Raw genomic sequence first — 24,943 nt, 5'->3', positions numbered from 1 at the left:
CTTCTCCTTTTCAATGTCCTGCGTCGCCACCGGCGGCGACTTCAGCGCCCCCGCCCGCAGCGCCCGAGGCAGCGCCGCCGCCGTAAATGGCGGCCATCATGTTGGCATCCGCGAGCCAGAATTCCCGGCGCGCTTCAGCCTCCATGAGATTTGCGTTCAGCCGTCCACGTGTGTCGGCCAAAAGTTCGAATGTGTTGGTGATCATGCCGTTATAGCTAAGCAGGGCTTCCTCTTCGATCGTCCTGCGCAATGGCAAAACAGCATCGCGATAGTGGCGCGCGATCTTGTAAGTGCCGGAATAAGCTGCATAGGCTGAGCGCGCTTCAGACCGGACGTTGACCGCCCGCTCGGCAAGCTGATGCGCAGCTATCAAGTATTGCGCCTCGGCCCGTTTCAGGCGTGCTTTGCCGCTGTCAAAGATCGGGATAGCAAACTCCAGTTCGATCTGCGGCGTGGTCTCTGTTTCCCGTACGCCATCCTCTAGTTCGCGCTCCTTTTCGAACCCGGCAATGAGCTCGAGGTCGGTAACAAACCGCGTGGCATTTTCCATACCGCGCGCCTGCGCATTGGCTTGCAATTCAAGTTTAGCAATCGCCAGATCCACGCGGCCCGACAGGGCTTCAGCTTCGATCCCCGAGCGTGCGCGGGCTCGTCCAGGCAGTCGTGGTAGGTTGTTTGGGACGAAGTAATCCACCTCTGTCCCCCAAAGCCCAAGCTGTCGCGTCAAGGCCTCTTTCGCCATTTGCGCTTCAAGCCGCGCCTTCGCGCGTTGACCGGACAACTCCGCAAAGAAAGCGTGCTCCCGCGCCTGTTCGGCCTTGTTCAGAAACCCGGTATCACCAAGTCGGGCCGCCAGTTCCGAGCCCGCATCGGCGGTGCTCTGCGCATCGCGGATAAGCCCCGCCTGTTCGAATCCCGAAACGGCTTCGATCCACGCGCGTCTAGTGTCAACCGCGACGCGCAGGGTATCTTCGACGGCCCTGAGTTGCGCCTGGGTGAAACGAAGCTCGGCAAGTTTTGTCCGATCCGGCTGCGTAAACACCGACAGAAGGTTGAAGGCGATCATGCCTTCGATGGCGCGATACGCTCCCAGCCCGTCTGCGTTGATCCCAAGCACCCCAAACGAAACGACGGGGTTGGGTTGCATGATGCTTTGCCAGACGTCGGCCGATGACACACCCAGCTCGGCGTAGCTCGCTTGTAGGCCGCGGTTGTTGAGCAGAGCCACCTGGACTGCCGTATCGGCACTGATCGTTTTTTTGTGCACCAGGCCATGAACGCGTTTCGCGTTGGCTTCGATGTCCTGGGCAGACATCAACATTACGGTTTCTTTTCTTAGTATGCTTTTCGCAGACCCGCTGACTGAGCCAAAGCCGGCTCTGGGGTCTGCATATCGAGCTTTTTCTTCTGGTGTTGCGCAGGCGGACAATACGAGTGCTGCCGACAGCGTAAGACATATTTTGGATTTGGCACGCATCAGCTCTCCCCCTGTTTTGCTGGAGATTGCTGTTCATTCAACTTGCGCCAGTCTTCTGGGCCTTTTACGGCCCGCGACGTATAGCCGGACAACACAGCCGGTCCATGAACGTGGCGTATCTGGTCTTGTGTGTTCGCGGCTGGCGCCAATGTTTCTTCTGGCACCAGTTCAGGTGCAGCCGTACAGGCCGTCAGGGCGATTGGAATGCCCAAAATAAATGGTAGTTTCATGAGAGTTTCCTGATCTCATTGTTCAGACGAACTCCGGCCGTGAGCACACGCCGGAGGGATCAAACAAAGCCCGGAATGCGGGCGAGATCAGGTTTTTGGGGGACGTTTCAGACCTTCAGGGCGTTCAAGCGCGTGAAGCGGCTGTTCGGGCCAACTTACTTTCATGAGCAGCAGTTCAGCCAGAGCGTGAAGCTTTGCAGCCTCGAAAGAGAGCGCGGGACAAGCATGCATCAAACAAGTTTCGTGGTCATGATCGGGCATTGTATGTTTGGCGACCAAGCCCTCATGCTCGTGATCTTGGTTGGTGTTCATGTGACCATGGCCGTGCGCCTCGTCAATCACCGGTTCCTGCGCAGTCTCACTGAAAGCATCGATGCAATGTGTCTGATGTGCGACGTTGTTCGCAGCCAATGCCAAACCATTCGTGCTGAGTGCAAATATCAGCGCAAGGGCAAGGCATGTAGTGAGATGTCGCAAAACATTCATGCGCCTTAGATAGCTTGTGCATTCGCGCACGACAATAGTGTTGATGATTTCAGTGCAATCTTCACGAAAACTTGCGATCCTTTGGGACGACCTAGTTCGGAGGCCCCAGGATCGTTGCCCGTCGTCAAATGTGATGACCTCAAGTGAAAATGGCAGGTGAAATTTCTTTCAGGAAAATGTGAGCAGAGGGCAAGATTGTCCCGTGACCTAAGCATTGCCGTACAATGGTTTGCAGCATTTGATCGAACGGCCATTCTTCTCATTGCGTCGCAGCGCGAGAATTCGCCAGTGTGCATTATGAAAATTTCTGCGAGCGGGCCTAGATAAAATTCTTCATATCCGCGTTGGGCTCAAACCTGCCCGATGCTCCCCCAGCGGTGAGTGTAGTCCTGTCCGACCGACAACGGCTATTCATCCATTAAGCTTCGGTTGTCAGCGCGGTGCTGATGTTTGGGCATGGGGGGAGGATTGGAGGGCCTATCATGCCAAGAGTCCAACTTCCCGCAGTCACTCCGAAACGCAGAGCTTGGAACAAGGGGCGGATCGTCGGTCAGAAAAAACCGCTGCTTCCGAAGCAGGTCTGGGCGATCCGCGCACGTCTAGAACTCGCAGGTAATTTGCGCGACCTGGCACTGTTCAACGTTGCCATCGACAGCAAACTGCGTGGATGCGATCTGGTAAAACTCGCTGTAAACGATCTGATCAAAGTTGATCGTGTTCGTGAACGGGTTTCGGTTATCCAGAGCAAAACTAGGCGTCCCGTTCAGTTCGAACTCTCCGAAAACACCCGCGATACCATTTTAGCGTGGATCAAGTCGCCGGAGATGATCGGTTGTCGTTTCATGTTTCCCAGCCGTTTCCATGACCGAGCCCATATCTCAACGCGCCAATATGGTCGGCTCGTGCGTGAATGGGTGACGGCGATTGGACTGGAACCAAGCGGATACGGCACCCATTCGCTTCGTCGAACAAAAGCGGCAGAGATCTACCGAAAGACTGCAAATCTCAGGGCAGTTCAACTCCTGCTAGGACACACGAAGGTTGATAGCACCGTGCGCTACCTCGGCGTTGAGTTGGAAGATGCACTGAGTATAGCGGAACAGATCGATATCTGAACCATGTTGGCGGGCGGCACATGCCGTTCGCCAATTGGAACCACCCCTTGCGCTGTTCGCAGCAATCGCGCGCCACCAAAGTCGATTCCAAGCGCAAAACATAACGAATTGGCGCTCTCTCCCATCTGATGGTTGTCGAAAGCGCTCGCGGCGTACGCCGGTTTGAAATCCCGTAAGATTAGCTCTGGTGAACGGCTGGTTTGGTGCATCCGCTGCGTCGCCCAAAATCCGCGTTTGTGGCTGCAGGCGTTTTCTTCGCGAGCAATAATTGCACCAGCACAGGTGCGGATTGTCCGAGTCTCTTTTGTCGATCGAAGTTCCAGCGGACCAATGGATTGAAAGCCGGGCCTCTGCGTGACTTGACTTTCAATGTCTGGTTTGGCGAATTTAACCGGAATGCAGCGATTAGCGTGCTGCGTATGCGAATGGATGCTGCGTCAGCAATAGCTGCATGTGAGCAAGGCGGTTGTGTCCGCAGTGCCGTCCTTGGCTGGATCATGCGCGAAGGTCCGCTTCTGTGTGATGCTCGGCTTGGGCAGCACATGGAATTGGGGCATAATCCAAACAGCAGAACCGGCGAAGCAGCATAGTCGCAGGCGGTGCGCACATTCGGGCAGCCTGTCGTGAACCCCACAGTCACCGACCCATGGAGGCGTCCATGTCGCTTGTTCTTCTTGCCATTTCTTTGTCCATCGCTCTTGGTGTTCTGGCCTTTCGCTTCGCGGTCTTCGCGCTGCCGGTCATGGCCGGGACTGCCGCATTCCTGCAGGTACATGATGGCGGCGCGGGTTTCGGCCTTTCCTTCCTCGCTGGACTGGCGGGGGCGGCGCTCTCCGTCGCGCTCGTCATTGCCATTCTCAGCTTTGCCAGGAACCCCTTCCTTCGCCTCGGGGCTCTCGGTCTCTTTGCGGTGCCCGCTGCCGTGGCGGGTTACGCGCTGGCCCATGGCGTCGCGAAACATGCGCTCGACCCGGGTGTGATGCTGACGCTGATCTGCGGTGGCTGCGGCGCGGTCGTTGCCGTTGCGGCGATGATCAACCTCAATGCCTTGGGCGAGGGGCTTCTCGACCCTTAGCCCTTGGTTGCCGTCGTCCCTCGTCAGTTGATCGCAGGCGCGGTGGAAATCTGCACTGCGACGGTCCTTGGGTGATCGCAGGCCAAAACCCGAACCATCCCTCTCTTCTCGCATGACCATGGACCAACCGAACCGATACCTGTGAGTGTGGTGAACGGCGCCTGACGTGCTCTGTTCTGCCAGCGGTTTCTGGCCATCGGACACGGCGCAGCTGCGGCAAGCGATAGTGGGTGCGTGAGGCAGATTGTCGATAGGCGTGTGATCTGGGGGCCAAGGTGCCCTTCGCGAGGATGATGGTTCGGCACTGCGTCCCCGTTGACGCTCCCCCGAGAGGACCTGTCCCTCCTCCTGATTGATCCCCTAAGCCCGTCCGTCCGAGGCCAGCAACCCCGCGCGGCGGGACCCGTGTTGGCGTGTGCCACGCCTGCCCGCGCCACGTCCCGCCTTGGGGGTCAAGCGGACGCCGGAGCGTCCGTGCAGGCCACGTCCAGCGGGCTTTGACGGGCCTCATCGGAGGGACGGTCCCTCCGGATGAAGCAACGGAGATAACCCATGCAGAACATCGTCATCCTCGCCGGCAACATCGGCCAGACCCCCGAAACCCGCACCACCCATGGCGGCACCACGATCACCTCCTTCACCCTTGCCACCTCCCGCCCGCGCTATTCCGAAGGCCGGGTCGTCCGCGACGAGAACGGCTACCGCGTCCAGGACACCGAATGGCACCGCATCACCTGCTTCAACGGCCTCGGCAAGACGGTCCAGCAGTATTGCGAGAAGGGGATGAAGCTCCTAGTCCGCGGCCGCATCCACTACACCAAGTGGACCGACGCCGCGGGCGTCGACCGCTACGGCTGCGAGATCATCGCCGAGACGGTCGACTTCCTGACCAAGGCCAAGCAGGCCGAGGACGAGGATCCCTCCTTCATCGACGATGAGGATGATCAGTCCTGACACGGCATCGAAGCCCGGCGGCGCGAGCTGCCGGGCCTCTTCGCCGGAACTGTCCGACACCGTTCACAATTCGTATCATTCGGCGACATCCCGCCGCGCGCAGCGGCCGGATAGGCAGTGAGTCGCGCCTCGGTCGGCTCCCACGCGATCCAGTGCCCGATACACCCGCTGACCGCGATGATCACTGGCAAGCCTCCGGAAATACGACTAAAATAGCCGTAGTTCTGGCATGTGTGAATGGCCGGGTGGGAGGTGATCATCATGATCACCGCCCGACAATCACGGGCCGCGCGCGCATTGCTGGGATGGACGCAGCAGGAGCTAGCCGATAAGGCCCTGGTATCACTGACCGCACTGAAAAGGCTCGAGTCCGAGAAGGATCTTCGTGTCTACGAGTCGACCGAGGATCAGGTGCGCCGGGTGTTTGAGGATGCAGGCATCACCTTTCTGCGTTCGGACAAGGGTGAAGGCGTCTTGATCGATGTGACCAAGGCGGAAAAGGCCAAGTGATCGTATCCGGTTGACGTGGGTTTCGGTCGCTCGCCTGTACGAAAAGGCAACTTCGGGAGGGGGGTCGTTTCTGCGATCCTGTAGGAACATGGCACAGGGCGAGACAATATTTCTGGATGCGCCACCGGACAGCGACACGCTGACGGAGTATGACCGATCACATATGGTCCTATACCTCCGAATTTTCGACGCTGCTGAGGAAGGCGCCGACTGGCGGGAGGTGGTCGAAATCCTCTTTGGCCTCGATCCCAAGGCAGAGCCCGAGCGCTGCAGAAGCGTCTATGATAGTCACCTTGCCCGAGCGCGCTGGATGACCGAACACGGCTATCGTGAACTGCTCAAGAGCGGTGGTGGCGGCCCGACCGGCTGAGTCACGCCGAAACTCGCCGATACCGGCTGGCCCAGACTCCTGAAAATCAATCAATGCGTGTATAGTTCTGGGCGTTTCAGAGATGTTGGCGAACGGGATTTGTCATGCCGTCGGATCAGTCTGGCTGGCGTTCCACGGCCGATTACGACTACGTCCAGCGCCTTGGCGCATCTGATCTGGCATGGGAATGGCTACGCCGAAACAAGCACTACGCAAGAGACTACGCGACCCTCTCCAAGGCCGCACCGGACGACGCGTCTCTGAAGCAAGCGCTCCTCGACAAATGGGGGTTACGATTTCGCGGCCGATCCCAAGCTTCCAGCTCCAAAGGCTTGCGCGCTCTGGGATCCCCAGATCGATCCCTCGGTGGTCGTGCTGCAGAAGGTTCCGGAGGTCCTGAACCGCACCGCCGAACCGACGATCCTGCCTGAAGGGATAACCAGACACGCCGATGACGGCCTCCACCATCTTCTTGATGCCGGTGAACAACGCCGTCTCCAGATTCTGCAATCAGACCCTGACACCAATCCGCTGGTGGCGATCGTGCCGCTCGATCTGGATGGTTTCGCCCGTCTCGATGCCATCTACAGGTTGCTCGCACAGCTGCACGGGAGAGCGATTCCTACCGACAAACGCCTCACCCGCCAGAAGCGACAGCGCGCCAGGCGCATGTTGCGGGCATATGACGGCCGCATGGCCGGAGCGTCGCAGCGCGAGATAGCCGAAGTGGTCTTTCGGTTATCCCAGGTCAGCCGGGACGAGTGGCAAAGTGCGCCAGAGCGCTTCGCGGTCATGGCCTTGCTGCGCGACGCGCGAAAGATGGTAGATGGTGGGTATCGTGCGCTGCTGCGTTCGAGGAGCGTGCGTCGATGACTCCGGACCAGGACTCTTTGGGTCCGTGGTTTCCCTCAGCGCCAAGCCGAAACGTCTTGCAACCGCTTTTCGGAAACCGGCGCTGATGCCACTTCTCTCTTTAGCGCACGCTGGCAATAGGGCACCGTACACATCGGCGGTGTTGGCAACGATCACCCAAGCGTCTAGAATGCTAAAAACAAGGCGAGGTCTGCCAATGGAACCCGAACCCAATCTGGTCATCTCGAGCGCTTCACAACGTGTCGTTGTCGAAAACGTCCCCTTCAAGGTGGACATTTACAAGCTGGAAGGCGGCGAAGGCTGGTCGCTCGAAGTGGTGACCGAGGACGGCACCTCCATCGTTTGGGACGATCTGTTCGACGATGACAGGGCTGCATTCGAGGAAGCGCTGGCAACCATCCAGAAGGAAGGCCCGGTTGCATTCGTCAGGGGTGATGAAAACGTCATTCCGTTTCGCCGGTAAGGGCGCCTGACCGGCGCATTGACGGTCGTCAGTCCGGCATGTTCACAACAGCCACCCCCTTGATGCTGTCTCTTGCCAATTCGACCAGATGGGCGTGATGAGTGAAGAGAATTGCCTGTCCGTTCCCGCCGATCTCCGCGCAAAGCTTCAGCGCCGCCCGGGCGCGCGTATCGTCGAAGGTTTCCATGATGTCATCCAGGATCATCGGCAGCGGCCCGGGTTCGCGCGCAAAGCTTCGATATCCAGCAAGGCGCAGCGCAAAGTACAATTGACCCATCGTACCCGTTGACATCTGTTCCACAGGAACGGTGCCACCGTCAGGCCGGATACCGACGAGCTTTTCGCCTTCGGCCTGGGTCCAGACATCGACTCCTGTCCAGGCGGGGGCAGTCATAGCCACAAAGGCCTCTTCGACGTCACGCAACATGCTGCTGCGCCGCTCTGCCGCTAGCCGACGCAACGCCCCGCGTGCCGCCAGCACTCCGAGCCGAGCCACCGCAGCCTGACGTGCGCCACTCCGCAATTCTTCGAGCAATGTTGCCTGTTCTGTCGCGAGATCGCTGCGGTCGGCGGCCTCAAAGGCTTCACGGTACAAACGATGAGCCTCGATTTGTGCGTCGCGGGCGGTGTCGCGGGCGAGCTGTGCGTCTTGCAGCGCTTGTTCCAGCTCGGGCGCGCGCGTGGCGTCAGGCATCTGGGCCAGTTCCTCGACAAAGAGGACATCTTCGACGCCAACACGGGCCTTCTGACGATCATGGTCCGTTGTTGCTCTTTCCGTTCGCAGACGATCACGTTCAACCAGCTTTGCGATACGCTCGCGCGGTGCGAGGTCTTGCCCGCCTTGCCCCTCGAAACAAGCGTCCAATTCATCGTTGGCATCCCGACGCTCGGTCTCTGTGCGGCGTTTCAACTTTTCGGTTTCGTCCCTTCTCGAGGTGGCCTCGGCACGTTTTTCGTCTGCCCGCGTTGCCAGCGATACGCGCGAACGTGCACGGTCGATAATTAGGATAGGGTCGATATTTGTTTCGTCCTCGGGACCATCCATGATTTGAGCCAAACGCTGCGCGCCATCTGCAAGCGCGGCAATCGCCTGCTCCAAGGCCTCGATCCGATCCGAGAGCCTTTGATGATCGCTATGGAGCCGATGTAAGCTGCGCAGCTGCGGCAAGGCCGAACGGATTGCTTGGATCGAACGATCCGGTAAAGGCAGCGACGCCGTTAACTGGTCGAGCTTTTCCTGCGCCTTTTCGAAGTCGCTGAGACATTGCTCCGCGCTCTTGTCCAATTCGGCGATGGTCTTCTTGCCATCCTGCCATTTGGCCCACGCCTTGCGATCGCCCTCTTCCAGCGTCAATGCGCGTTGTACCTCATTGGGCAGATCGCCCTTTGCAGATCCAAGCCCGAGGGGTCGCGCTGCATCAGCCAACGCATTGCGAGCCGCGTCCCGATAGGGAAGACGATCGTGCAGCGCCTTTTCAGCATTGGACAGATCGGCAGCAGCGTCTGCCGCTGTTCTCAGAGCCTGTTGGCGCGCGCTGAAGGCGGAGGGATGCGCGCCGTCCTCCAGTCCCAGTGCATGTGCCAATCCGGAACAGCGCTCCGTCAGGCGGTCACGCTGCGCAATCAAATCGTCGTGACGGGTCTTTGCGGTTTCATGCCGGGCTTCGGCGCTCCGCACTTGCACTTGTGCTGCCATCAGCCGCTGCCGGGCCTCGGCCCCGGTCAGATAATGTGCACGGGCGCCGTCATCAGCGTACATTGCCGCTTCGAAGTGATCGGCTGTCTCGATCGTAAGTTTGCCCCGATGCTGCTGCCATATGATGTCACGCTGACGCCGGGTCTCTTCGGTCTTTACGATATCAACGGTATCGGGTGCGTCCTCCTGCATGGAGAGATCTGCTCGCGCCTCGGCCACTTCTGCTGCGCGGGCGTCAAGATCTGCACGAGCCGATGCAAGATCTGCGGTCAGAGTCGCCCATTCGCGACTGACTTCACCGAGCGTTTCCGGCGCAGGCAAGCCTGCCTCAACACGGTCTTTCCAAGTACTTGGCAGGTCAGCGATAACTTTCGTCAGGCGCGCCAAAGCTTGGTTTTGGCTTGCCTCGGCGGCGGAGACATCCGCCACAGTCTTCCACTTATCGAAGGCGGCACGCAGCGCAGTCAGATCTTGCGGTTCGGTGGGCGCTTCGCCTTGTTGGGCGCGAGCTGCTTCGACGGCCTTCCGTGCGGCGTCGGCTGAAAGACTCGAGGTCAAGCAGTCCTGCACCGCAGTCTCGAGCCCCTCAAGATCGCTTTGCTCCAATGCAATTGTGGATGCCAGCGCATCTGGCACCTGGAGAAGCCCCAGAGCTTCAGAGATCTTTTTTCCGAGTTTCTCCCGCTCTTCGCGGCGACGGTCCAGATCAGCATGCGCGGTGCTGGCCCGCCCCATCATCGGCGCTCCATCGATGGACAGTTGATCAAGCCGCTCCAACTCTGCCGCCAAAGGCTGGGCCAGTGTGTCGGCCGGATGGTCTGCGATAATCTGATCTTGTTTGGCGATCTCTTCCTCTGCCTCCTTGATCCGGATTACCCGAGCTGCGAGTTTTTCGACAAGGCCTGCAACACGCTCTGCCGCATCGTGAAGGAGGTTAGGGCCGTCCGGGAAATTGGCCAAGGCCTCTGTCAGTTGCGTTATCTTCTCGGTCCGGTCGTACCAGACCGCCGCAGCTTTCGACGCAGCTTGTCTTTGATTAGCCAATTTGAGCTCGGCATCGGCAGTTTCGAACTCGGCTGATGTCCGGTCGCGATCATGACGAAGGGCGCGCTCTCGATCAGTCGTCAAACGATCAGCTCGCAATTCGCGGCCAATCTCCTTCAGGCGATCGCTGCCGGTCTTCAACGCTGTGCCCCGGCCACGTTTCTTATAGAATCGGTCGGCCCGCTCTGCCAACGAGTCCAGCGTTTGAGCCATGCCTGTCAGCCCGGAGAGACCCGCATGCAGAAGTTGGCCAAGGTCCCCCTGCGCTCCGGCAATCCGTTCGCCGCCTTCGCGTAAACCCTTCTCGTTGAGTGAGAACCGTTCCTCATAGGTATCTCGCGTCAGGCCGTGCAAGGCACCTGATAGGATCGCCTCGTTAATTGGGCGGTCATTCGCGTCCAAGAGCGATTGGGTCCTCTTGCTGTTGCGGCGCAAGACCACGGGCCCACGCCCAGGCAAATCAAGCTCAGTCCCCACCACAAGATCACTTCGATCAAACCGGAAGGCATAGGGATGCGCACCACTCTTGAAACCGAAGAGCAACTCCAGAAATCCGTTGAAAGCGGTGGATTTGCCAGCTTCATTCCGGCCAAAGATCACCGTCACGTCGGGCACGCCCTCGGTTGGTTTTGGGAAAGTAATGTCGGCGTCTTTAAAACGCCCATAGCGGATCAGGTCCAACCGGTTCAGCCTCATTTCGAGGCCCCCGCGTGCAATGTCAGTGAGACCTCGGCAATCGCTTCCTCAAGAAGCGCATCCAGACTGTCTTCATCCAACTCGTCCATAATTTCGGACGGCATGGCGAGACGCAGTTCTTCGAGCTCTTGCAGGGCGGCCTGTCGAAAGCCTTCTTCGACCAATTCATCCCGCATGAGACGCACCAGATCGTCAGTCTCAGTACCAGGTTGGCTGGGCAACGGGGCGGATTTGACCTTATCGAGGAACACGCCGTCAATGCTGTCCAGCACTTCTGTCGCCAGTTCCGTCACAAGGTCCGCGCCGTGTCGATCCGAGGTCGCGTAAAGGCGCACCGCCATGTCGCGGCCCGGCACTTGCACGGCCAAAAATGTGTCGCGCAGGTTTCGCAGAACCTCCTGTTGATCAGAACAGGCGCTCAAGTCCAACGAACATTCGGAGAAGCCGAGGCGGCCAATGGCGCGGCGTTCGACTTCCGGGCTGCCATCGCCCAAGGACACCAAGGTGACGCTGCCACCCTTGCGCTCACCAAAGTGACGCGGCTGCGGAATACCGGGCATGATCGCCAAGACCGGTCCGTCGAGCCGCTCAAATGGTGCATGAATGTGCCCGAGACACCAGAGGTCGAAGCCATGCGCCATCAGATCGCGTTCGGAGCAAGGAGCATAAGGATCATGACCCGGTGCGCCGTCGAGCGATGTATGCATCAGCCCGACGTTGCGCTTGTCCGGCACCGGCTGCGGATACTCGGGCAGGAAGCTCTTCGCCACATGCGCCGCATCGAATGACAGACCATGGAACGCTGTATCGCCGATTTCGACCGTGGGTGCGCCTTTGTGCAGCAGGTGGATGTTGGGCCCCAAGTCTCCATGCGCTTTGTGATCTAACAGCGCATCGTGGTTTCCCCTGATCAGCACAGTGGGCACACTCGCTTCTGAAGCGCGCGCCAACTGGGCAACTAGGAAGGCCCGGGATTTCAGGTCTGGGTAACCACTGTCAAAGATGTCGCCGGCCAACACCAACGCATCGACCTGTTCCGATATCGCGAGATCGACAATCTCGACAAAGGTGTCGCGGCTTGCCTGCTTTAAGCGATCCCCAAGGTCAGGATTGCGCAGCGCCACGGATCTGATGGGTGATCCAAGGTGAGTGTCGGCTGAAACCAGTAGGCGCATCATACTCTGTCTACATCCACAAAGATCGACCTCAAACTGTTTCTCCGTTTCTCATCACGCGGTACCGGCGTCGGCTTACTGGGCGAGAAAACATCCCAATCTCCATCGTCCTCTTGATCGGCGCGGTGTTCTTCCTGTTCTTGAAGCACTTCATTGATCTCTTCTCGAAGCTGATCACTCGCTGGCTCAAGAATACTCTCCGCGTCTAAGGCATCGCTTTCTGAAAGAAGATTTTTGAGTGTTTCCAGACCTGAGGAAATGATGTCGTACTGATCTTCGATATCTGCATCCAAGTCGATATCGCTGCGTTTGTCTTCAAGTAATTCATCGAAGCCATTTGAGACTTTGGATGACAGGGCAACTCCTAGGGAAAGGAGCGCACGGGGTTCGACAAGCGCCAAGAGACTGTCTTCCTCGAACCAAGAAAGGTCCAGCTTCTCCACGGCACCTTCAATGAGCTCGTCGGAAACCTCAGAGCGGTCGAATTCGCTCAAAGCTCCGAGAGAATACGCGCGCGCGGCCGCACGAATTTTGGCGCTGTAGCTCGCCCTGCTCGAATTGAGAAGTATGCGAGCCATCAGGTTATCTTGGTTTTTGAATTGGTATTTAACAACATCGTCGCTTGCGCGGGATGACAAAAAATCAAAGAGAATGCCATTGACGCGCCAATTGTTTGGCACCTCCTTCAGTCTGCTGTTTAAGAGTTCATTCAATGAGGCTGGTATCTTGGCCGCATTTGCAGTTGCTGGGCCATGCTCGCAGACGAACTGTCCCATGATCTTTTCAATTGGCCCTCCGCGAACTACTGCGGTTGTCATCTGGGGCTGCGAGTCCATGATAGCTGTAATCGCGTCTGAGATCGTCGGATGATCAAATCCCCAAACCTGATCTGAGGCTTCCGAAACTTCTTTTGTAAAGGACCCCGCAAGCTCCTGTAACCGTGCTAGAATCGCCGTTGCGTTGTGCCCAGTCATTTCCTCGACTGCCGACACAGCATCGTGATCGAGTTCGTTTAAGTCCATCCAACCGCGATGAACGTAGATCAAGGCCAGTGCTGCAAACTGCTCTGGCTCAAGCTCATTGATCACTTCGATCAGATGCTCCTGTGGATGTGCCATGAAATTGCAAAGTGCGTCTTCAGTCAGCTGTAGCTTCTTAGTGAAATCCGGGTTGCCAAGTCGCTCAGAGATCCCTGGCAAAAAGCCATCCACCTCTGCAACAGCATCGAGATATTGTTTCGCCTTTACCTTCCAAGACTCATCCTGTGCTCCATATTTTACGTGATTATAGAGGATCTGGCGCTTTTCATCGCTTGATAGTTCGCCGACATTGACAACGGCGTCTTCCGATTTGAAGACAGGCAGGTTCCGTGTTCCGAGCCTCGAAAGGGCGCTTCGATAGATGTAATTGCGAGAAGTGAACAAGAAGCGATTCCCACCATTGACCGCTGCAGCCACCTTTGGAAATGCCTTGGCCCAACCCTGAACAAGGTCGGTGTCGACGACATTGGAGCCAAATGCATCATCTACCCAGAAAAAACGGTTTTTGTTATCCGGGTTCCAATGCTCTACGAACTCTTCTGGCGATGAAATCTGGATGACCGAATGCTCTTCGTCTTCGACCGCCATCGTAGAAAGTATCGCGCCGATGGTGGATTTCCCGCTTGCTGGGTTGCCGAGCAACAGAACCATACCGTGTTTGTCCAAGACCCGAACTGCGCGATCGTGGGAAGTTGTCGCGACATAGGCTCTGAGCTTTGGTAGCCAAGTTTTAAGGATTGCCTTGGTTTGCTCAATCGCTCGGATATCCAGAATAGTGCTCAAATCACCTAGCCCGTAAACCTGCGGAACGAGAGCGCGAAGCTTGGAGCTTTCTCTGATGGTCAAAGTTACTTGCTGCTTCCCCCAGACTTCAGGTTTTTTGACACCGCACTCCCTGAGCTTGTCCTTAATCCGTTTCGCATTTGGAGCTGACACCGACATGTTGGTCACAAAAATATAGCTATCCGCCTCATCGGCAGCGACAAGCTCCTGCAACTTTTCAAGCTCGGGTGTCAGGTCAGACAATGTGAGGCTACCGCTCGGATCAGACGAAAACTTGACCTGAACGGTACCAGCGGGCGGTGATCCTTCCTGCGAACCGGGGATAAGAAAGACTGCGTCCTGACCGCCGTCTTTGGCTTCATGATGGATCGTGACCCTTGTTTTCAAACGTTCTTCGCAAATCTGTGCGGCCATATCCTGGAACGCTTTCCAACCGATCGTGTGTAGTGCGAGGTCAGCAAAAGGTCCCTGGGCTTGATGGATTTTGGGTTTTGGTGATCGTTTAACGGCCTTCATATCGGGGATCTCATTTGCATTTGGACGAGCAAACACAAGACGTGAGCAATAATTGAAACATGTTTCACCAAACTACCGCTTCTCCGTTGGTAAACTCGAGACCGCTTCGAGAAGACTTCCATCTATGATCTTATCGACCATCATGCCTAGCCGAACGAACCTGCACCCCTTGTCCCATGCCTCCTGCATCATCGCCGCAATGAAAATGGGATTCTTTCGGCAGTCTTTGAGGTGACCCGCAGCACGTCTCCCAACTTCAAGACACTGGTCCCGCAACTCACCAAGGTCTTCGTCCATCGCGTCTTCGATGTTCGTCTTCCATGCTGTGAGGCGTTCGTTACAGATATCTTCTTGGGGGAATGCTTCGCTGGTTTGGTGTCCTACAAGCGCGAAGGCTGTAAGGTTATCTTTTGCATGACGAGCTCGCCGTCCAGCGTCCTGTTCTTGTCCATCGCAATCGAAGACTAGATAATACGGAATAGCAAATTGTCGCGCCAATAACTGCAACATAATAAGCGGGCTTTTTCCGCCGGCCTCGACAATGTTGCATCCTCGCTTTTGAAATGTTTTCATCTTGTCAGAGAGCGAGAGATACGAATAAAGGCAGGCTTGATCTGATATGCCTTCCACGAGTACAACGTAGTCCGAGAAAAAAATCTCATTTGTCTTGGGTTGCATCTGGATGCAAAGTTTCGCCCTCAGTGCTTCTATTTTTCGTTCCGCATCATCGAAATAGGCATTGTAGGCTTCCGTGATTTCCTCGATGCTGCCACCATTCGTTTCAGTAAATCCTTGTCGATTAAACGTTTTCCGCAAACCCGTTAGCGAAGCGATATCTACGAAATATGGACTGTGGGTTGTCAGTATGATCTGCGTTTCACCCTTGGAGAGTTCTGACAACACAGATGCCAAATGCCGCGCCTGAGGCGGATGTTGATATAGCTCTGGTTCCTCACACCCAAGGATAAGCGTTGGCGCTTCTTCGGTTCCTGCTCGCAATAGCTCCTGCAGTATGACAAGCAAAAAAGCTCGTTGAAGGCCGTGTCCGAATTTACCAACATCCCCCGTGAATCCTTTGTCCCGTAACTGGACAGCGGCGCTCGGCTCATTGACGGCGACGGACTTTTCGTCGGAACGCCATTTCAGCGTAATGCCGGCGTCCGAGGTAACACTTTCCTGCAACCGCTTGTGAAGCCTCGTTTCCAATTCTCCCAGGTGATGCTGTTGATCCTTAAGCAGATCTTCGTATCGCCTTCTGGCATCTGTTCTGATGCTTTCTAGTTCTTCTTCATAGCTCATCGAAGAGCGAACAGTGTGTTGTATGAGCCTGCCTAAGTGGGTGTTTTTTCCCTCTTCGGACTCGGCTGAGGCATCTTTGACCGCCGGAACATAGACCCAGGTCAAGAACTGTCTAAATTTATCCACTCCCTTGCTTGCGCCGAAAAACTCATCGGCGCTCCTTAAGACGGTCTTGTCAGTTTCTGGCATGGCCTCTTCAAATTCTCTTAGCGCAGCCTCCATCGCGGTGCCCGAACTCTCACTGGGAAGGTCCTCGTAACTCTCACGCAGGGACTCATAAACAGCCTTGCGTTCGCTGACCGGAGACTTTGGCAAATCGAAGAACCTTGCAAAATCCGGATTGACAAAGCGCTCTCCCATCATCGTTAGCTGGAAGTCGTTATCTCCGCGTTGAGCGATTTCGACTGTAACAGTCATTTTTCCGTGTCGGATGTAATGCTTGAATACGTCTGTGGCGACGTCCGAAAAATCCGAGAAGGTGACCGCTATCTCGATGGAGTTCGTGGTATCTCGGTTCCAAAAATCGTCCTCAGTGAAGCTCCGTATTTCACCGAAAAACACATTCAACGCATGGAGAAAAGTAGATTTCCCTGAGCTATTTGGGCCAACGAATGTATTGTAGTTTTGGAAATCTATTTCTTGAAATTTTATGGATCGAAAGTTTCTTACAGCAAGTTTTTGGATTTTCATTTTTCAACTGCTCATAAAATGTAACGTTTTGATGCTCATCCAGGTCTCTTTTGCGTGAGCCTCCAAAAGATACTAGCAACCCACAGGTTGTATGGCTACCGGATGTCTGTCTATCGCGTCCAGCTTCCTTTCGGCTCTAATGAACTGATACCAATCGCAAGATGACGGCAGTGACAACAGCGAACGGCCGCTACCCTACGATCCGGATCAGCTGTTTCAAACTTGCAGGCTCGACGCAGAAGAACTTGAGGAAGGTCGGCATAAGTTCCGCCGTTTGAAAAGCTCGTCAACATCGACGCGTCATCACATCGTTTATTGCCAAACCACACTCTGTGGTGTGCGATTTTCGTACCTCGAACTTCGCACTCCATCCCACCGCACGCACTTCGCCATCGTGGCCCCAATCAGCCGCCCATGTCCGGCGGCCTCACGGACCCCACGGAGGTTTTCCATGCGACCCGATCATGCTCCCCTGCCGCCGCGCTATCTGCGCACCAAGGAGGCCGCGCAGTTTCTGAGCTTGTCTGCGCGCACCCTCGAAAAGCACCGCACTTACGGCACCGGTCCGGCCTATCACAAGCTGGGTGGGCGGGTCGTCTATTCGATTGAGGATCTCGAAACCTGGGTCCAGCGCGGTGCCGTGACCTCGACGTCCGATCCGCGCGGTGGCCGCGTGCTGCCCGCCAAGCGCCATGTCCTGACCGCGACCCCGCCTGCGGGCCGGGCCTTCCGCTGATCCGGTCGAGGCACTTCCCATGTCCCGCAACGCATCAGAACGCGGCCAACTCGATCTGTTCCATGCCCTCCCGGGCGAGTTCGCCGTGCGTGACGCGCAGGATCTCATGTCCTATCCGTTCTTTTCCCTCTCCAAGAGCCATCGCACTCGGCCGATCGAATTTGCGGCGGGCGGCATAGAAATCCGTGTCGAGGCGGTGGCCGACCATGGCATGGCCACAATCTGGGACGCCGATATCCTGATCTGGGCGGCGAGCCAGATCGTTGAGGCGCGCGACTCCGGGCTGCGCACGTCGCGGCTCATGGCGGCGACGCCGTACCAGATCCTCACCTTCATCGGGCGGGGCACTTCCGCCCGGGATTATCACCGGTTGAAGGCCGCGCTGGACCGGCTGCAGTCGACGACGGTCTGCACCTCGATCCGCCAGCCTTCCGAAGGACGTCGCCACCGTTTCTCCTGGATCAACGAGTGGACGGAGCGGACCGATGTCAGCGGCCGCCCCGACGGGATTGAGCTGATCGTGCCGGACTGGTTCTACCGGGCCGTCCTCGATGACGCGCTGATCCTGACCATCGACCGCGCCTATTTCGACCTGACGAGTGGCCTCGACCGCTGGCTCTATCGCCTCGTGCGCAAGCATGGTGGCCGCCAAAGGGCAGGGTGGCGGTTCGAATTCCGGCACTTGCACCTCAAATCCGGCAGCCTGTCACCCTTCAAACGGTTCGCGTTTGAACTGCGGCAGATCATCCGGCGCCAGGCCCTGCCGGGCTATCGCCTGACGCTCGAGATCGAGGCGCGGGGGCGGCGACTGCTCGCCTTCGAGCCTTGTGGACAAGCTGTGGATGGGCTCGTGCTATCGGGAACCCCCGGTATCGTGCCATCAGGAACCGGACCCTCGTGCTATCGGGAACCCGAACCGGGCGCATCCTCTTCAAGTACCGGCAGAATTCGTGCCCGTAACTTTGAGTCTAACAAAGAATCTAACTCTTGTTGCGCGCCGCTCGCTGGGGGCAAGCCCGCGGGCGCAAGCTTTCAGCCCCTCAAAATCGGCCCATTCGGGGACGTGCCTGAGCGGCCTCTCGGCGTGCCGAGGGGGGCGAAGTCATGAGCCCGATCCTCTCCGAACCGCGCCAGGTTGGTGCACAGAACATCGGTAGCGAAGGCGACCTGACCTTCGTCGAGCTGACCTGGAAAGAGGGTCAGATCGAACAGTGGATCCGGTTCGGCCATCTGGTCTGCGGAGAACTCGTTGGTCCTCACCGCCGCCGCTTCGCCTTCGCGCCGGATGCCATCTTCGGAGTCAATCGCTGGGCGGCAAACACTTATGGCACAGTGTTGTCGCGCTTCGACATCCTGCGGGCTGCAAGGCCCGGAACCCCGATGCAAACGCTGCCTTATCTGCGGCCCGGAGGGAACTTGCTGCTTTCCACCCATGGCTGGCCAAAGGTCGAGCGTGTGTTGCAGGCCGTTGACGCCATCGAGGCGCTCGACATCGATCCGGCGGATGCCTCCCCGGACTACTGGCGGCACCTGCACAATCGCCTGGCCACTGCGCAGCCGGCCCATTCCTATACGCGTCGACAGCATCGGGCCTGGCTCAAGCGGCGGAGCCTCGGGCTATGAAAGCGCGGCACATCCTCATATGGGCGACAGCTCTGTCGGTCACCCTGACCGTCCTTCCCGCCGTCGCGGCGTGGTCGCCCCGACTGCTGTGGAATGCCAGTGCAAGTGTCCCGGTCGGGCTTTATCGCCTCCAGCCTGTTGATCACTTGGCCATCGGTGATCTGGTCGCCGTTCAGCCGCCCGCGGCGCTCTCGGATTTTCTCGATGCGCGCGGTTACCTGCCGCGCGGCGTGCCGCTGCTCAAGCATGTCGCTGCGCTCGAAGGAGCGTTAGTCTGCCGGTCCGGCGACGGGATTACCGTCGATCACCGCCTTCTTGGCCACGCCCATGCGCAGGACCGCAACGGTCGCGATTTGCCCATCTGGCAGGGCTGCCATCGGCTCGCCGCCGGGGAAGTCTTTCTCATGAACCCGGATGCGCCCGACAGCCTCGACGGGCGGTATTTCGGGCCTTTGCCGCGATCCGCGATCACCGCCCGGCTGACGCCGCTTTGGATCGTTTCCGACGGTGCCATCGCAGGGTCGGCGCATCCGGATCCCACACCGCACAACAACAGAAAGGAGGCGCGCCATGCCCCAGATCGGTGAATTCACCCGCACGAAATCCGACTTTGCCGGCTACGTCCGAACACTGACGCTCGACCTCGAGGTGTCGCTGACCAGGGCCGAGGCGACGGAGGCCGAGAACGGCCCGGACTACCGCCTCTTCCATGGCGATGGGGACCTCGCCCGCGAAATCGGGGCGGCATGGGTGCGCACCGGGGAAAAAGCTGGGGAATATTTCTCGGTGCTGATCGACGATCCGATGCTGGCGCAACCGATCCGCGCCAACCTCTTTCGCAGTGGTGAGAGCTCGGTCTGGACCCTGCAATGGAGTCGTCCGCCAAAGCGCAACGGGACGGCGTGAGCGATGTCGCTAATCTTCCTCAAACGCAGCGGCCGGATCACGGTCGAGCGGACTCGCATCGTACAAATCTGGGCTGTCTTTCTTCTTTCCGGCCTTGCCGTGACGGGGCCTGTCATTGCTCCCGCACTTGCCGAAGCCCCGACCGTCAACCGCGATCCCAATGCGGCTGCAATTGCAGAAGCCTCTACGCGCTTCGCGATCCCGGAGCACTGGATCCGTGCCGTGATGCAGGTCGAAAGTGCGGGCGATCCAGGGACCGTCAGCCGGGCCGGGGCCATGGGGCTGATGCAGGTCATGCCCGGAACATGGGCCGTCTTGCGGCAGGACCACGATCTCGGCGCCGATCCCTTCGATACGCGCGACAATATCCTCGCGGGCACGGCCTATCTGCGCGCCATGCTCGATCGCTATGGCACCGTCGGCGGCATGCTCGCCGCCTACAATGCCGGGCCGGGGCGGTACGACGCGTACCTCTCCCATGGCCGTCCACTGCCTGCCGAAACCCGCGCCTATGTCGCGATGCTGGCCCCGCGCCTAGACGGAAAGGCGCCGCTGCCGAACGGCGCAACCGTCGCCGATTGGCGCGAGGCGGCGCTGTTCACCGACAGATCGGCGGAGCATCCACAACAAAATGGCGGCAGCCCGGATGCAGATCGACCGCCTCGCGAAACGGGTCCGGTCGGCCCCAATCCCGGCATTTTCGTTGGCCGGCCCGGCGTGGAGGCACGGCCATGAGGGTGATCGCGATTTTTCGGGCTCTGGCGGGCCGTGTCGTAGAGGCGGCGGCAGGGCGTGCTCGGATAGCGGGCGGGAAGGGAGATGGGCAAGATAAAAGGGCATGCCACGAATGCCGCAAGTCCCTGACAGGACTGGCGTTTTCGCGTGCATGGCGGTCGGTCGTGTGCAGGTTTCCGGGATTTTCCCCGCGATTTCAATGCTCCGGCATGCACAGGGGCGTTCCGAACAACGGGAGGGTCTTCGCATGACCGAACCCGAGCACGACTTCCGCATCAGGCCCGGAAAGCCCCGCAGCACGCGTTCCCCGCGTCCGAAAGCCTTCGTCGACCAGGTGCTGAGGGCGGCCAACAAAGCAGGTCACGTTTCGACGCGGCCAAGCGGCAAGCAGCGAAGTCATTCGAACTACGGGCGCGGGCAAAGCCGATTTGGCAGATCGCGGCTTTTTTCGTCATCGCGCCGGGTCATGGTGGCTGCGCGCATTGCGCGCCACAAGGGCCGGGCCTATCGCGCGGCACCGCTCTCGACCCATCTCGCCTACCTGCGTCGCGACGGGGTCAGCCGGGACGGGGAGAGAGGGCTGCTCTTCGATGCCGAAACCGACGGTCTGGACGGTTCCGACTTCGCATCGCGTTGCGAAGACGATCGCCACCATTTCCGCTTCATCATCTCGCCCGAGGATGCTGCAGAGATGGAGGACCTGCGCGGCTTCACCCGCGATCTCGCGCGCCGGATGGAGGCCGATCTCGGAACGCGTCTGGATTGGGTCGCCGTGGATCACTGGAACACGGACAACCCCCATGTGCATCTGATCGTCCGAGGCGTGGATGATCGTGGCGGCGATCTCGTGATCGCGCGCGATTACATCAGCAGCGGGCTGCGGTCCCGCGCCGAGGACCTGGTCGCGCTGGAACTCGGGCCCAAGCCGGAGCACGAAATCCGGCATGCCCTCGAACGGGAGGTCACGGCGGAGCGCTGGACGCGTCTTGACCGGGAGCTATGCTGTCATGCCGACGATCTCGGTCTCATCGATCTGCGCCCCACCGCGCCTGGACCCGAGGATCCGCAAATCCGCCGGTTGATGATCGGCCGCCTTCAGCATCTTCGGAAACTCGGCCTGGCCTCGGAAGGCCGCCCTGGCGAATGGATGCTGGGGCTCGAAGCAGAACGCACGCTCCGCGATCTGGGCGAGCGCGGCGACATCATCAAGACGATGCACCGGGCCTTCGCTGAGCGCGGGCAGGACCGCGGCTATTCCGACTTTGCCATCGACGGGGGCGGGGCAGGGGACCCGATCATTGGGCGGCTGGTCACAACCGGATTGCATGATGAGCAGGCCGGCTCAGCCTATGCCGTGATCGACGGCACGGACGGACGCGCGCATCATGTCCGGTTTCGGGGCCTCGACGCGTTCGACCACGCGCCTGCGCCGGGCGGCATCGTCGAGGTGCGGCGCTTCGGAGGTCCGGACGATCCGCGGCCGACGCTTGTCCTGGCCAATCGCTCCGATCTCGATCTGCAAGGCCAGATCACCGCGCCGGGCGCGACTTGGCTCGATCACCGACTTGTCGAACGATCCCGCATGCCGCTTGCGATGGGCGGGTTCGGGGCAGAGGTGCGGGAGGCGCTCGACGCCCGCGCCGGGCATCTGGCGGACGAGGGACTGGCGCAAAGGCAGGGACAGCGGATCATCCTGCAGCGCAACCTCCTCGACACCTTGCGGCGTCACGAGCTCGATGTAGTGGGCCAGACGCTCGCGGCCGAGACAGGCCAGTCACATCGCCCGGCGAAATCCGGAGAGCATGTGTCCGGCGCTTACACAAGACAGCTGCGCCTGTCCTCCGGCCGCTACGCGATGATCGAGGGCATCAGACCCGACGGGGGACGCAGTTTCCAGCTCGTTCCGTGGTCCCGCGAAATCGAGCCCCGCCTCGGCCAGCACATCACGGGGATCGCGCGCAGCGGCGGCGGCATCGACTGGAGTCTCGGGCGCAAGCGCGGGCTCGGCATCTGACGAAAGGACCCTGAACATGACTGCCACGAAAATCCTCTGGGGCCAGATCCTCGCTGTCTTCCTGATCGTCCTCACCACGACCTGGGGCGCGACGCAATGGGTCGCCTGGCGGCTGGGGTTTCAGGCGCAGCTCGGCAGCCCGTGGTTCGAGGCCTTCGGTATGCCGATCTACCCGCCGCCCGCCTTCTTCTGGTGGTGGTATTTCTACGACGCCTATGCACGCACGGTCTTCTGGGAGGGCGGGGCGATCGCGGCTTCGGGTGGCTTCATTTCCATCGCGGTTGCCATCACCATGTCCGTCATCCGGGCGCGCGAGGCCGCTGATGTCGACACCTATGGCTCGGCCCGCTGGGCGAACAGGGCCGAGGTCGAGGTTGCCGGGCTTCTCGGTTCCGACGGCGTCGTGCTTGGCAAGCTGGATCAGGACTACCTGCGCCATGACGGGCCAGAGCATGTGCTCTGCTTCGCGCCCACCCGTTCGGGCAAGGGCGTAGGCCTCGTGGTCCCGTCGCTGCTGACTTGGCCGGGCTCCGCCATTGTCCACGACATCAAGGGAGAGAACTGGGACTTGACGGCCGGGTTCCGTGCGCGCCATGGCCGGGTGCTGCGCTTCGATCCGACCAGCATGACCTCGGCCGCCTACAACCCGTTACTCGAGGTCCGCCGCGGTGAGTGGGAGGTCCGCGACGTCCAGAACGTGGCCGATGTGCTGGTCGACCCCGAAGGCTCGCTCGAAAAACGCAACCATTGGGAAAAGACCTCACACTCGCTGCTGGTCGGCGCGATCCTTCATGTGCTCTACGCCGAACGCGACAAGACCCTCGCGGGCGTCGCGGCCTTCCTGTCCGACCCGCGCCGCCCTATCGAGCAAACCCTCGAGGCCATGATGGCAGCGCGCCACCTGGGCGAGGCGGGGCCGCATCCCGTGATCGCCTCCACGGCGCGGGAACTCTTGAACAAGTCCGACAATGAACGCTCGGGCGTTCTGTCCACAGCCATGTCTTTCCTCGGTCTCTACCGCGATCCGGTTGTCGCCCATGTGACTCGGCGCTGTGACTGGCGGATCGACGACCTGATCGGCTCGGACCAACCTACGACTCTCTACCTCGTCGTGCCGCCCTCGGACATATCCCGTACCAAGCCGCTGATCCGATTGGTCCTGAACCAGATCGGTCGCCGCCTGACCGAGGACCTGAAGGACACGCGTCGCCGCCATCGCGTGCTGATGATGCTGGATGAATTCCCGGCGCTCGGGCGGCTCGATTTCTTCGAAAGCGCGCTGGCCTTCATGGCCGGCTACGGGATCAAGAGCTTCCTGATCGCGCAGTCGCTCAACCAGATCGAGAAGGCCTATGGCCAGAACAACGCGATCCTCGACAATTGCCATGTCCGGGTGAGCTTTGCGACCAATGATGAACGCACCGCCAAGCGCGTGTCCGATGCGCTTGGCACGGCGACCGAGATGAAGGCGATGCGCAACTACGCAGGGCACCGGCTGGCGCCCTGGCTGGGTCACCTCATGGTCTCGCGCTCCGAGACCGCGCGCCAGTTGCTGACCCCGGGCGAGATCATGCAGCTGCCGCCCGACGACGAGATCGTCATGGTCGCAGGCTCCCCGCCGATCCGCGCGAAGAAGGCGCGGTATTTCGAGGACACGCGGTTTGTGGATCGCGTGGTTGCGCCGCCAGAACCGGAGCAAGGCACGCCGATGACTCAGGATGATCCATGGTCATCTCTCCTGACCATCGAAGCCGATACACCGACGGGCGCGTCGGCGCCGTCGACAAATGCAGATGAGGCGAACGCTGGTCTGCGCAGGGAGCCGGACCTGGCTGAGCATGTGGCCGCATCCCCGGAAAAGACGGCAGAACCGGCGCGAGAATTCGAGATGATGCTTGATGATGAACCGGAGGATGCCGCGCGGCAAAGGCAAGCCCTGCGCAAGCAGATGGGGCAGGTGGCCCGGCAAGCCTCGATGGACCGCAATGACGGCATTGATCTCTGAGGACTGACCCATGCGCGACCGTCTCAACCTGTCCCTACCAGCCGAACTCATCGGGCGGATCAACGACATCGCCGACCGGAAACGCGTGACCCGCTCGGCAGTCGTCGAGGCAGCCGTGGAGTCATTCCTATCGCCAGATCATGCCGACATGCAGGAGGCTGCCCTGACGCGCCGCCTCGACCGCCTCTCGCGCCAGGTCGCACGCCTCGAACGCGATCAGCGGATTACGACCGAGACCCTCGCGCTCTTCGTGCGCTTCTGGCTCACCATCACCCCGCCGATTGGGCCGGAGGCGCAGGCCGCAGCGCAGGCCAAAGGCCGTGAGCGGTTTGATGGCTTCGTCGAGACGCTGGGCAATCGGGTGCAGAAGGGGCGGTGGTTTGCAGATGAGGTGGTTGGGGATAGCCCAAAGGCAAACGGAAACTGATGATC

General features: G+C 59.4%; 23 protein-coding genes. 17 read left to right on the top strand and 6 right to left on the bottom strand.

From position 1 onward, the window contains the following. Nucleotides 1–10 precede the first annotated feature (10 nt). Nucleotides 11–1,321, bottom strand: a complete 1,311-nt coding sequence (locus AAFO92_RS10230) for a TolC family protein (protein WP_347534678.1) — start codon at nt 1,319–1,321, stop codon at nt 11–13. A 155-nt stretch (nt 1,322–1,476) separates the two neighbouring features. After that, nucleotides 1,477–1,707: a hypothetical protein gene (locus tag AAFO92_RS10225; protein WP_347534676.1), complete on the bottom strand. Its 231-nt coding sequence runs from the start codon at nt 1,705–1,707 to the stop codon at nt 1,477–1,479. A gap of 39 nt (nt 1,708–1,746) precedes the next feature. Between AAFO92_RS10225 and AAFO92_RS10220 the strand changes: the two genes are divergently transcribed. The 8 genes from AAFO92_RS10220 to AAFO92_RS10185 all read left to right on the top strand — a co-directional run bounded on the left by AAFO92_RS10220 (nt 1,747) and on the right by AAFO92_RS10185 (nt 7,553). After that, entirely contained in the window at nt 1,747–2,202 is a 456-nt protein-coding gene (locus AAFO92_RS10220) for a hypothetical protein (protein WP_347534674.1), read from the top strand. Between the two features lie 473 nt (nt 2,203–2,675). Then, nucleotides 2,676–3,308: a tyrosine-type recombinase/integrase gene (locus AAFO92_RS10215; protein WP_347534672.1), complete on the top strand. Its 633-nt coding sequence runs from the start codon at nt 2,676–2,678 to the stop codon at nt 3,306–3,308. 658 nt (nt 3,309–3,966) lie between these two features. Continuing rightward, nucleotides 3,967–4,383: a hypothetical protein gene (locus tag AAFO92_RS10210; protein ID WP_347534670.1), complete on the top strand. Its 417-nt coding sequence runs from the start codon at nt 3,967–3,969 to the stop codon at nt 4,381–4,383. 552 nt (nt 4,384–4,935) lie between these two features. Beyond that, on the top strand, nt 4,936–5,337 hold the full coding sequence (locus tag AAFO92_RS10205) for a single-stranded DNA-binding protein (protein WP_347534668.1): 402 nt from the start codon (nt 4,936–4,938) through the stop codon (nt 5,335–5,337). Nucleotides 5,338–5,598: 261 nt separating this feature from the next. Next, complete coding sequence (locus tag AAFO92_RS10200) at nt 5,599–5,847, top strand: helix-turn-helix domain-containing protein (RefSeq protein WP_290751594.1); 249 nt, start codon at nt 5,599–5,601, stop codon at nt 5,845–5,847. Nucleotides 5,848–5,935: 88 nt separating this feature from the next. Then, nucleotides 5,936–6,217: a DUF2285 domain-containing protein gene (locus tag AAFO92_RS10195; protein WP_347534666.1), complete on the top strand. Its 282-nt coding sequence runs from the start codon at nt 5,936–5,938 to the stop codon at nt 6,215–6,217. A gap of 366 nt (nt 6,218–6,583) precedes the next feature. Next, a complete protein-coding gene (locus AAFO92_RS10190) occupies nt 6,584–7,090 on the top strand; it encodes a DUF2285 domain-containing protein (RefSeq protein WP_347534664.1) in 507 nt (168 codons plus the stop codon). 196 nt (nt 7,091–7,286) lie between these two features. Beyond that, complete coding sequence (locus tag AAFO92_RS10185) at nt 7,287–7,553, top strand: hypothetical protein (protein ID WP_347534663.1); 267 nt, start codon at nt 7,287–7,289, stop codon at nt 7,551–7,553. A 28-nt stretch (nt 7,554–7,581) separates the two neighbouring features. Here AAFO92_RS10185 and AAFO92_RS10180 read toward each other — a convergent pair whose 3' ends face one another. From AAFO92_RS10180 to AAFO92_RS10165, 4 genes are all read right to left on the bottom strand, one after another. Further along, nucleotides 7,582–10,989 carry an AAA family ATPase gene (locus AAFO92_RS10180; RefSeq protein WP_347534661.1) on the bottom strand — a complete coding sequence of 1,136 codons (3,408 nt, stop codon included), beginning with the start codon at nt 10,987–10,989 and terminating at the stop codon, nt 7,582–7,584. Continuing rightward, on the bottom strand, nt 10,986–12,167 hold the full coding sequence (locus tag AAFO92_RS10175; RefSeq protein WP_347534659.1) for a DNA repair exonuclease: 1,182 nt from the start codon (nt 12,165–12,167) through the stop codon (nt 10,986–10,988). Before AAFO92_RS10175 ends, AAFO92_RS10180 begins: the two co-directional genes overlap by 4 nt. Further along, nucleotides 12,164–14,503 carry a hypothetical protein gene (locus AAFO92_RS10170; protein ID WP_347534657.1) on the bottom strand — a complete coding sequence of 780 codons (2,340 nt, stop codon included), beginning with the start codon at nt 14,501–14,503 and terminating at the stop codon, nt 12,164–12,166. The genes AAFO92_RS10175 and AAFO92_RS10170 overlap by 4 nt, the downstream gene beginning before the upstream one ends. A 72-nt stretch (nt 14,504–14,575) precedes the next feature. Then, complete coding sequence (locus tag AAFO92_RS10165) at nt 14,576–16,492, bottom strand: AAA family ATPase (RefSeq protein WP_347534655.1); 1,917 nt, start codon at nt 16,490–16,492, stop codon at nt 14,576–14,578. Nucleotides 16,493–16,943: 451 nt separating this feature from the next. Here AAFO92_RS10165 and AAFO92_RS10160 point away from each other — a divergent pair, with 451 nt between their 5' ends. The 9 genes from AAFO92_RS10160 (at nt 16,944) to AAFO92_RS10120 (ending at nt 24,938) form a co-directional block, all read left to right on the top strand. Beyond that, a complete protein-coding gene (locus tag AAFO92_RS10160) occupies nt 16,944–17,228 on the top strand; it encodes a helix-turn-helix domain-containing protein (protein WP_347534653.1) in 285 nt (94 codons plus the stop codon). 19 nt (nt 17,229–17,247) lie between these two features. Further along, nucleotides 17,248–18,336 (top strand): replication initiator protein A, encoded by a 1,089-nt coding sequence (locus AAFO92_RS10155; RefSeq protein WP_347534651.1) that lies wholly within the window; start codon nt 17,248–17,250, stop codon nt 18,334–18,336. Next, the gene (locus tag AAFO92_RS10150) at nt 18,333–18,851 is read left to right on the top strand and encodes a DUF2840 domain-containing protein (protein WP_347534649.1); all 519 of its coding nucleotides are present in this window, start codon (nt 18,333–18,335) and stop codon (nt 18,849–18,851) included. The genes AAFO92_RS10155 and AAFO92_RS10150 overlap by 4 nt, the downstream gene beginning before the upstream one ends. Next, the gene (locus AAFO92_RS10145) at nt 18,848–19,438 is read left to right on the top strand and encodes a S26 family signal peptidase (RefSeq protein WP_347534647.1); all 591 of its coding nucleotides are present in this window, start codon (nt 18,848–18,850) and stop codon (nt 19,436–19,438) included. Before AAFO92_RS10150 ends, AAFO92_RS10145 begins: the two co-directional genes overlap by 4 nt. Beyond that, a complete protein-coding gene (locus AAFO92_RS10140; protein WP_347534645.1) occupies nt 19,422–19,757 on the top strand; it encodes a DUF736 domain-containing protein in 336 nt (111 codons plus the stop codon). Before AAFO92_RS10145 ends, AAFO92_RS10140 begins: the two co-directional genes overlap by 17 nt. A 3-nt stretch (nt 19,758–19,760) precedes the next feature. Next, nucleotides 19,761–20,492, top strand: a complete 732-nt coding sequence (locus AAFO92_RS10135; protein ID WP_347534643.1) for a transglycosylase SLT domain-containing protein — start codon at nt 19,761–19,763, stop codon at nt 20,490–20,492. Nucleotides 20,493–20,739: 247 nt separating this feature from the next. After that, nucleotides 20,740–22,506, top strand: coding sequence for a DUF3363 domain-containing protein (locus AAFO92_RS10130; RefSeq protein WP_347534641.1), 1,767 nt, complete (start codon nt 20,740–20,742; stop codon nt 22,504–22,506). 16 nt (nt 22,507–22,522) lie between these two features. Continuing rightward, a complete protein-coding gene (locus AAFO92_RS10125) occupies nt 22,523–24,511 on the top strand; it encodes a conjugal transfer protein TraG (RefSeq protein WP_347534639.1) in 1,989 nt (662 codons plus the stop codon). Nucleotides 24,512–24,521: 10 nt separating this feature from the next. Further along, nucleotides 24,522–24,938, top strand: a complete 417-nt coding sequence (locus tag AAFO92_RS10120) for a ribbon-helix-helix protein, CopG family (RefSeq protein ID WP_347534637.1) — start codon at nt 24,522–24,524, stop codon at nt 24,936–24,938. Nucleotides 24,939–24,943: the final 5 nt, after the last annotated feature.

Origin of the sequence: Roseovarius sp. CAU 1744, assembly GCF_039839345.1 — a bacterium.
Classification (GTDB): domain Bacteria; phylum Pseudomonadota; class Alphaproteobacteria; order Rhodobacterales; family Rhodobacteraceae; genus Roseovarius.
The sequence above is the reverse complement of the archived record's forward strand: the minus strand, read 5'-3'. Positions and strand labels throughout refer to the sequence as shown.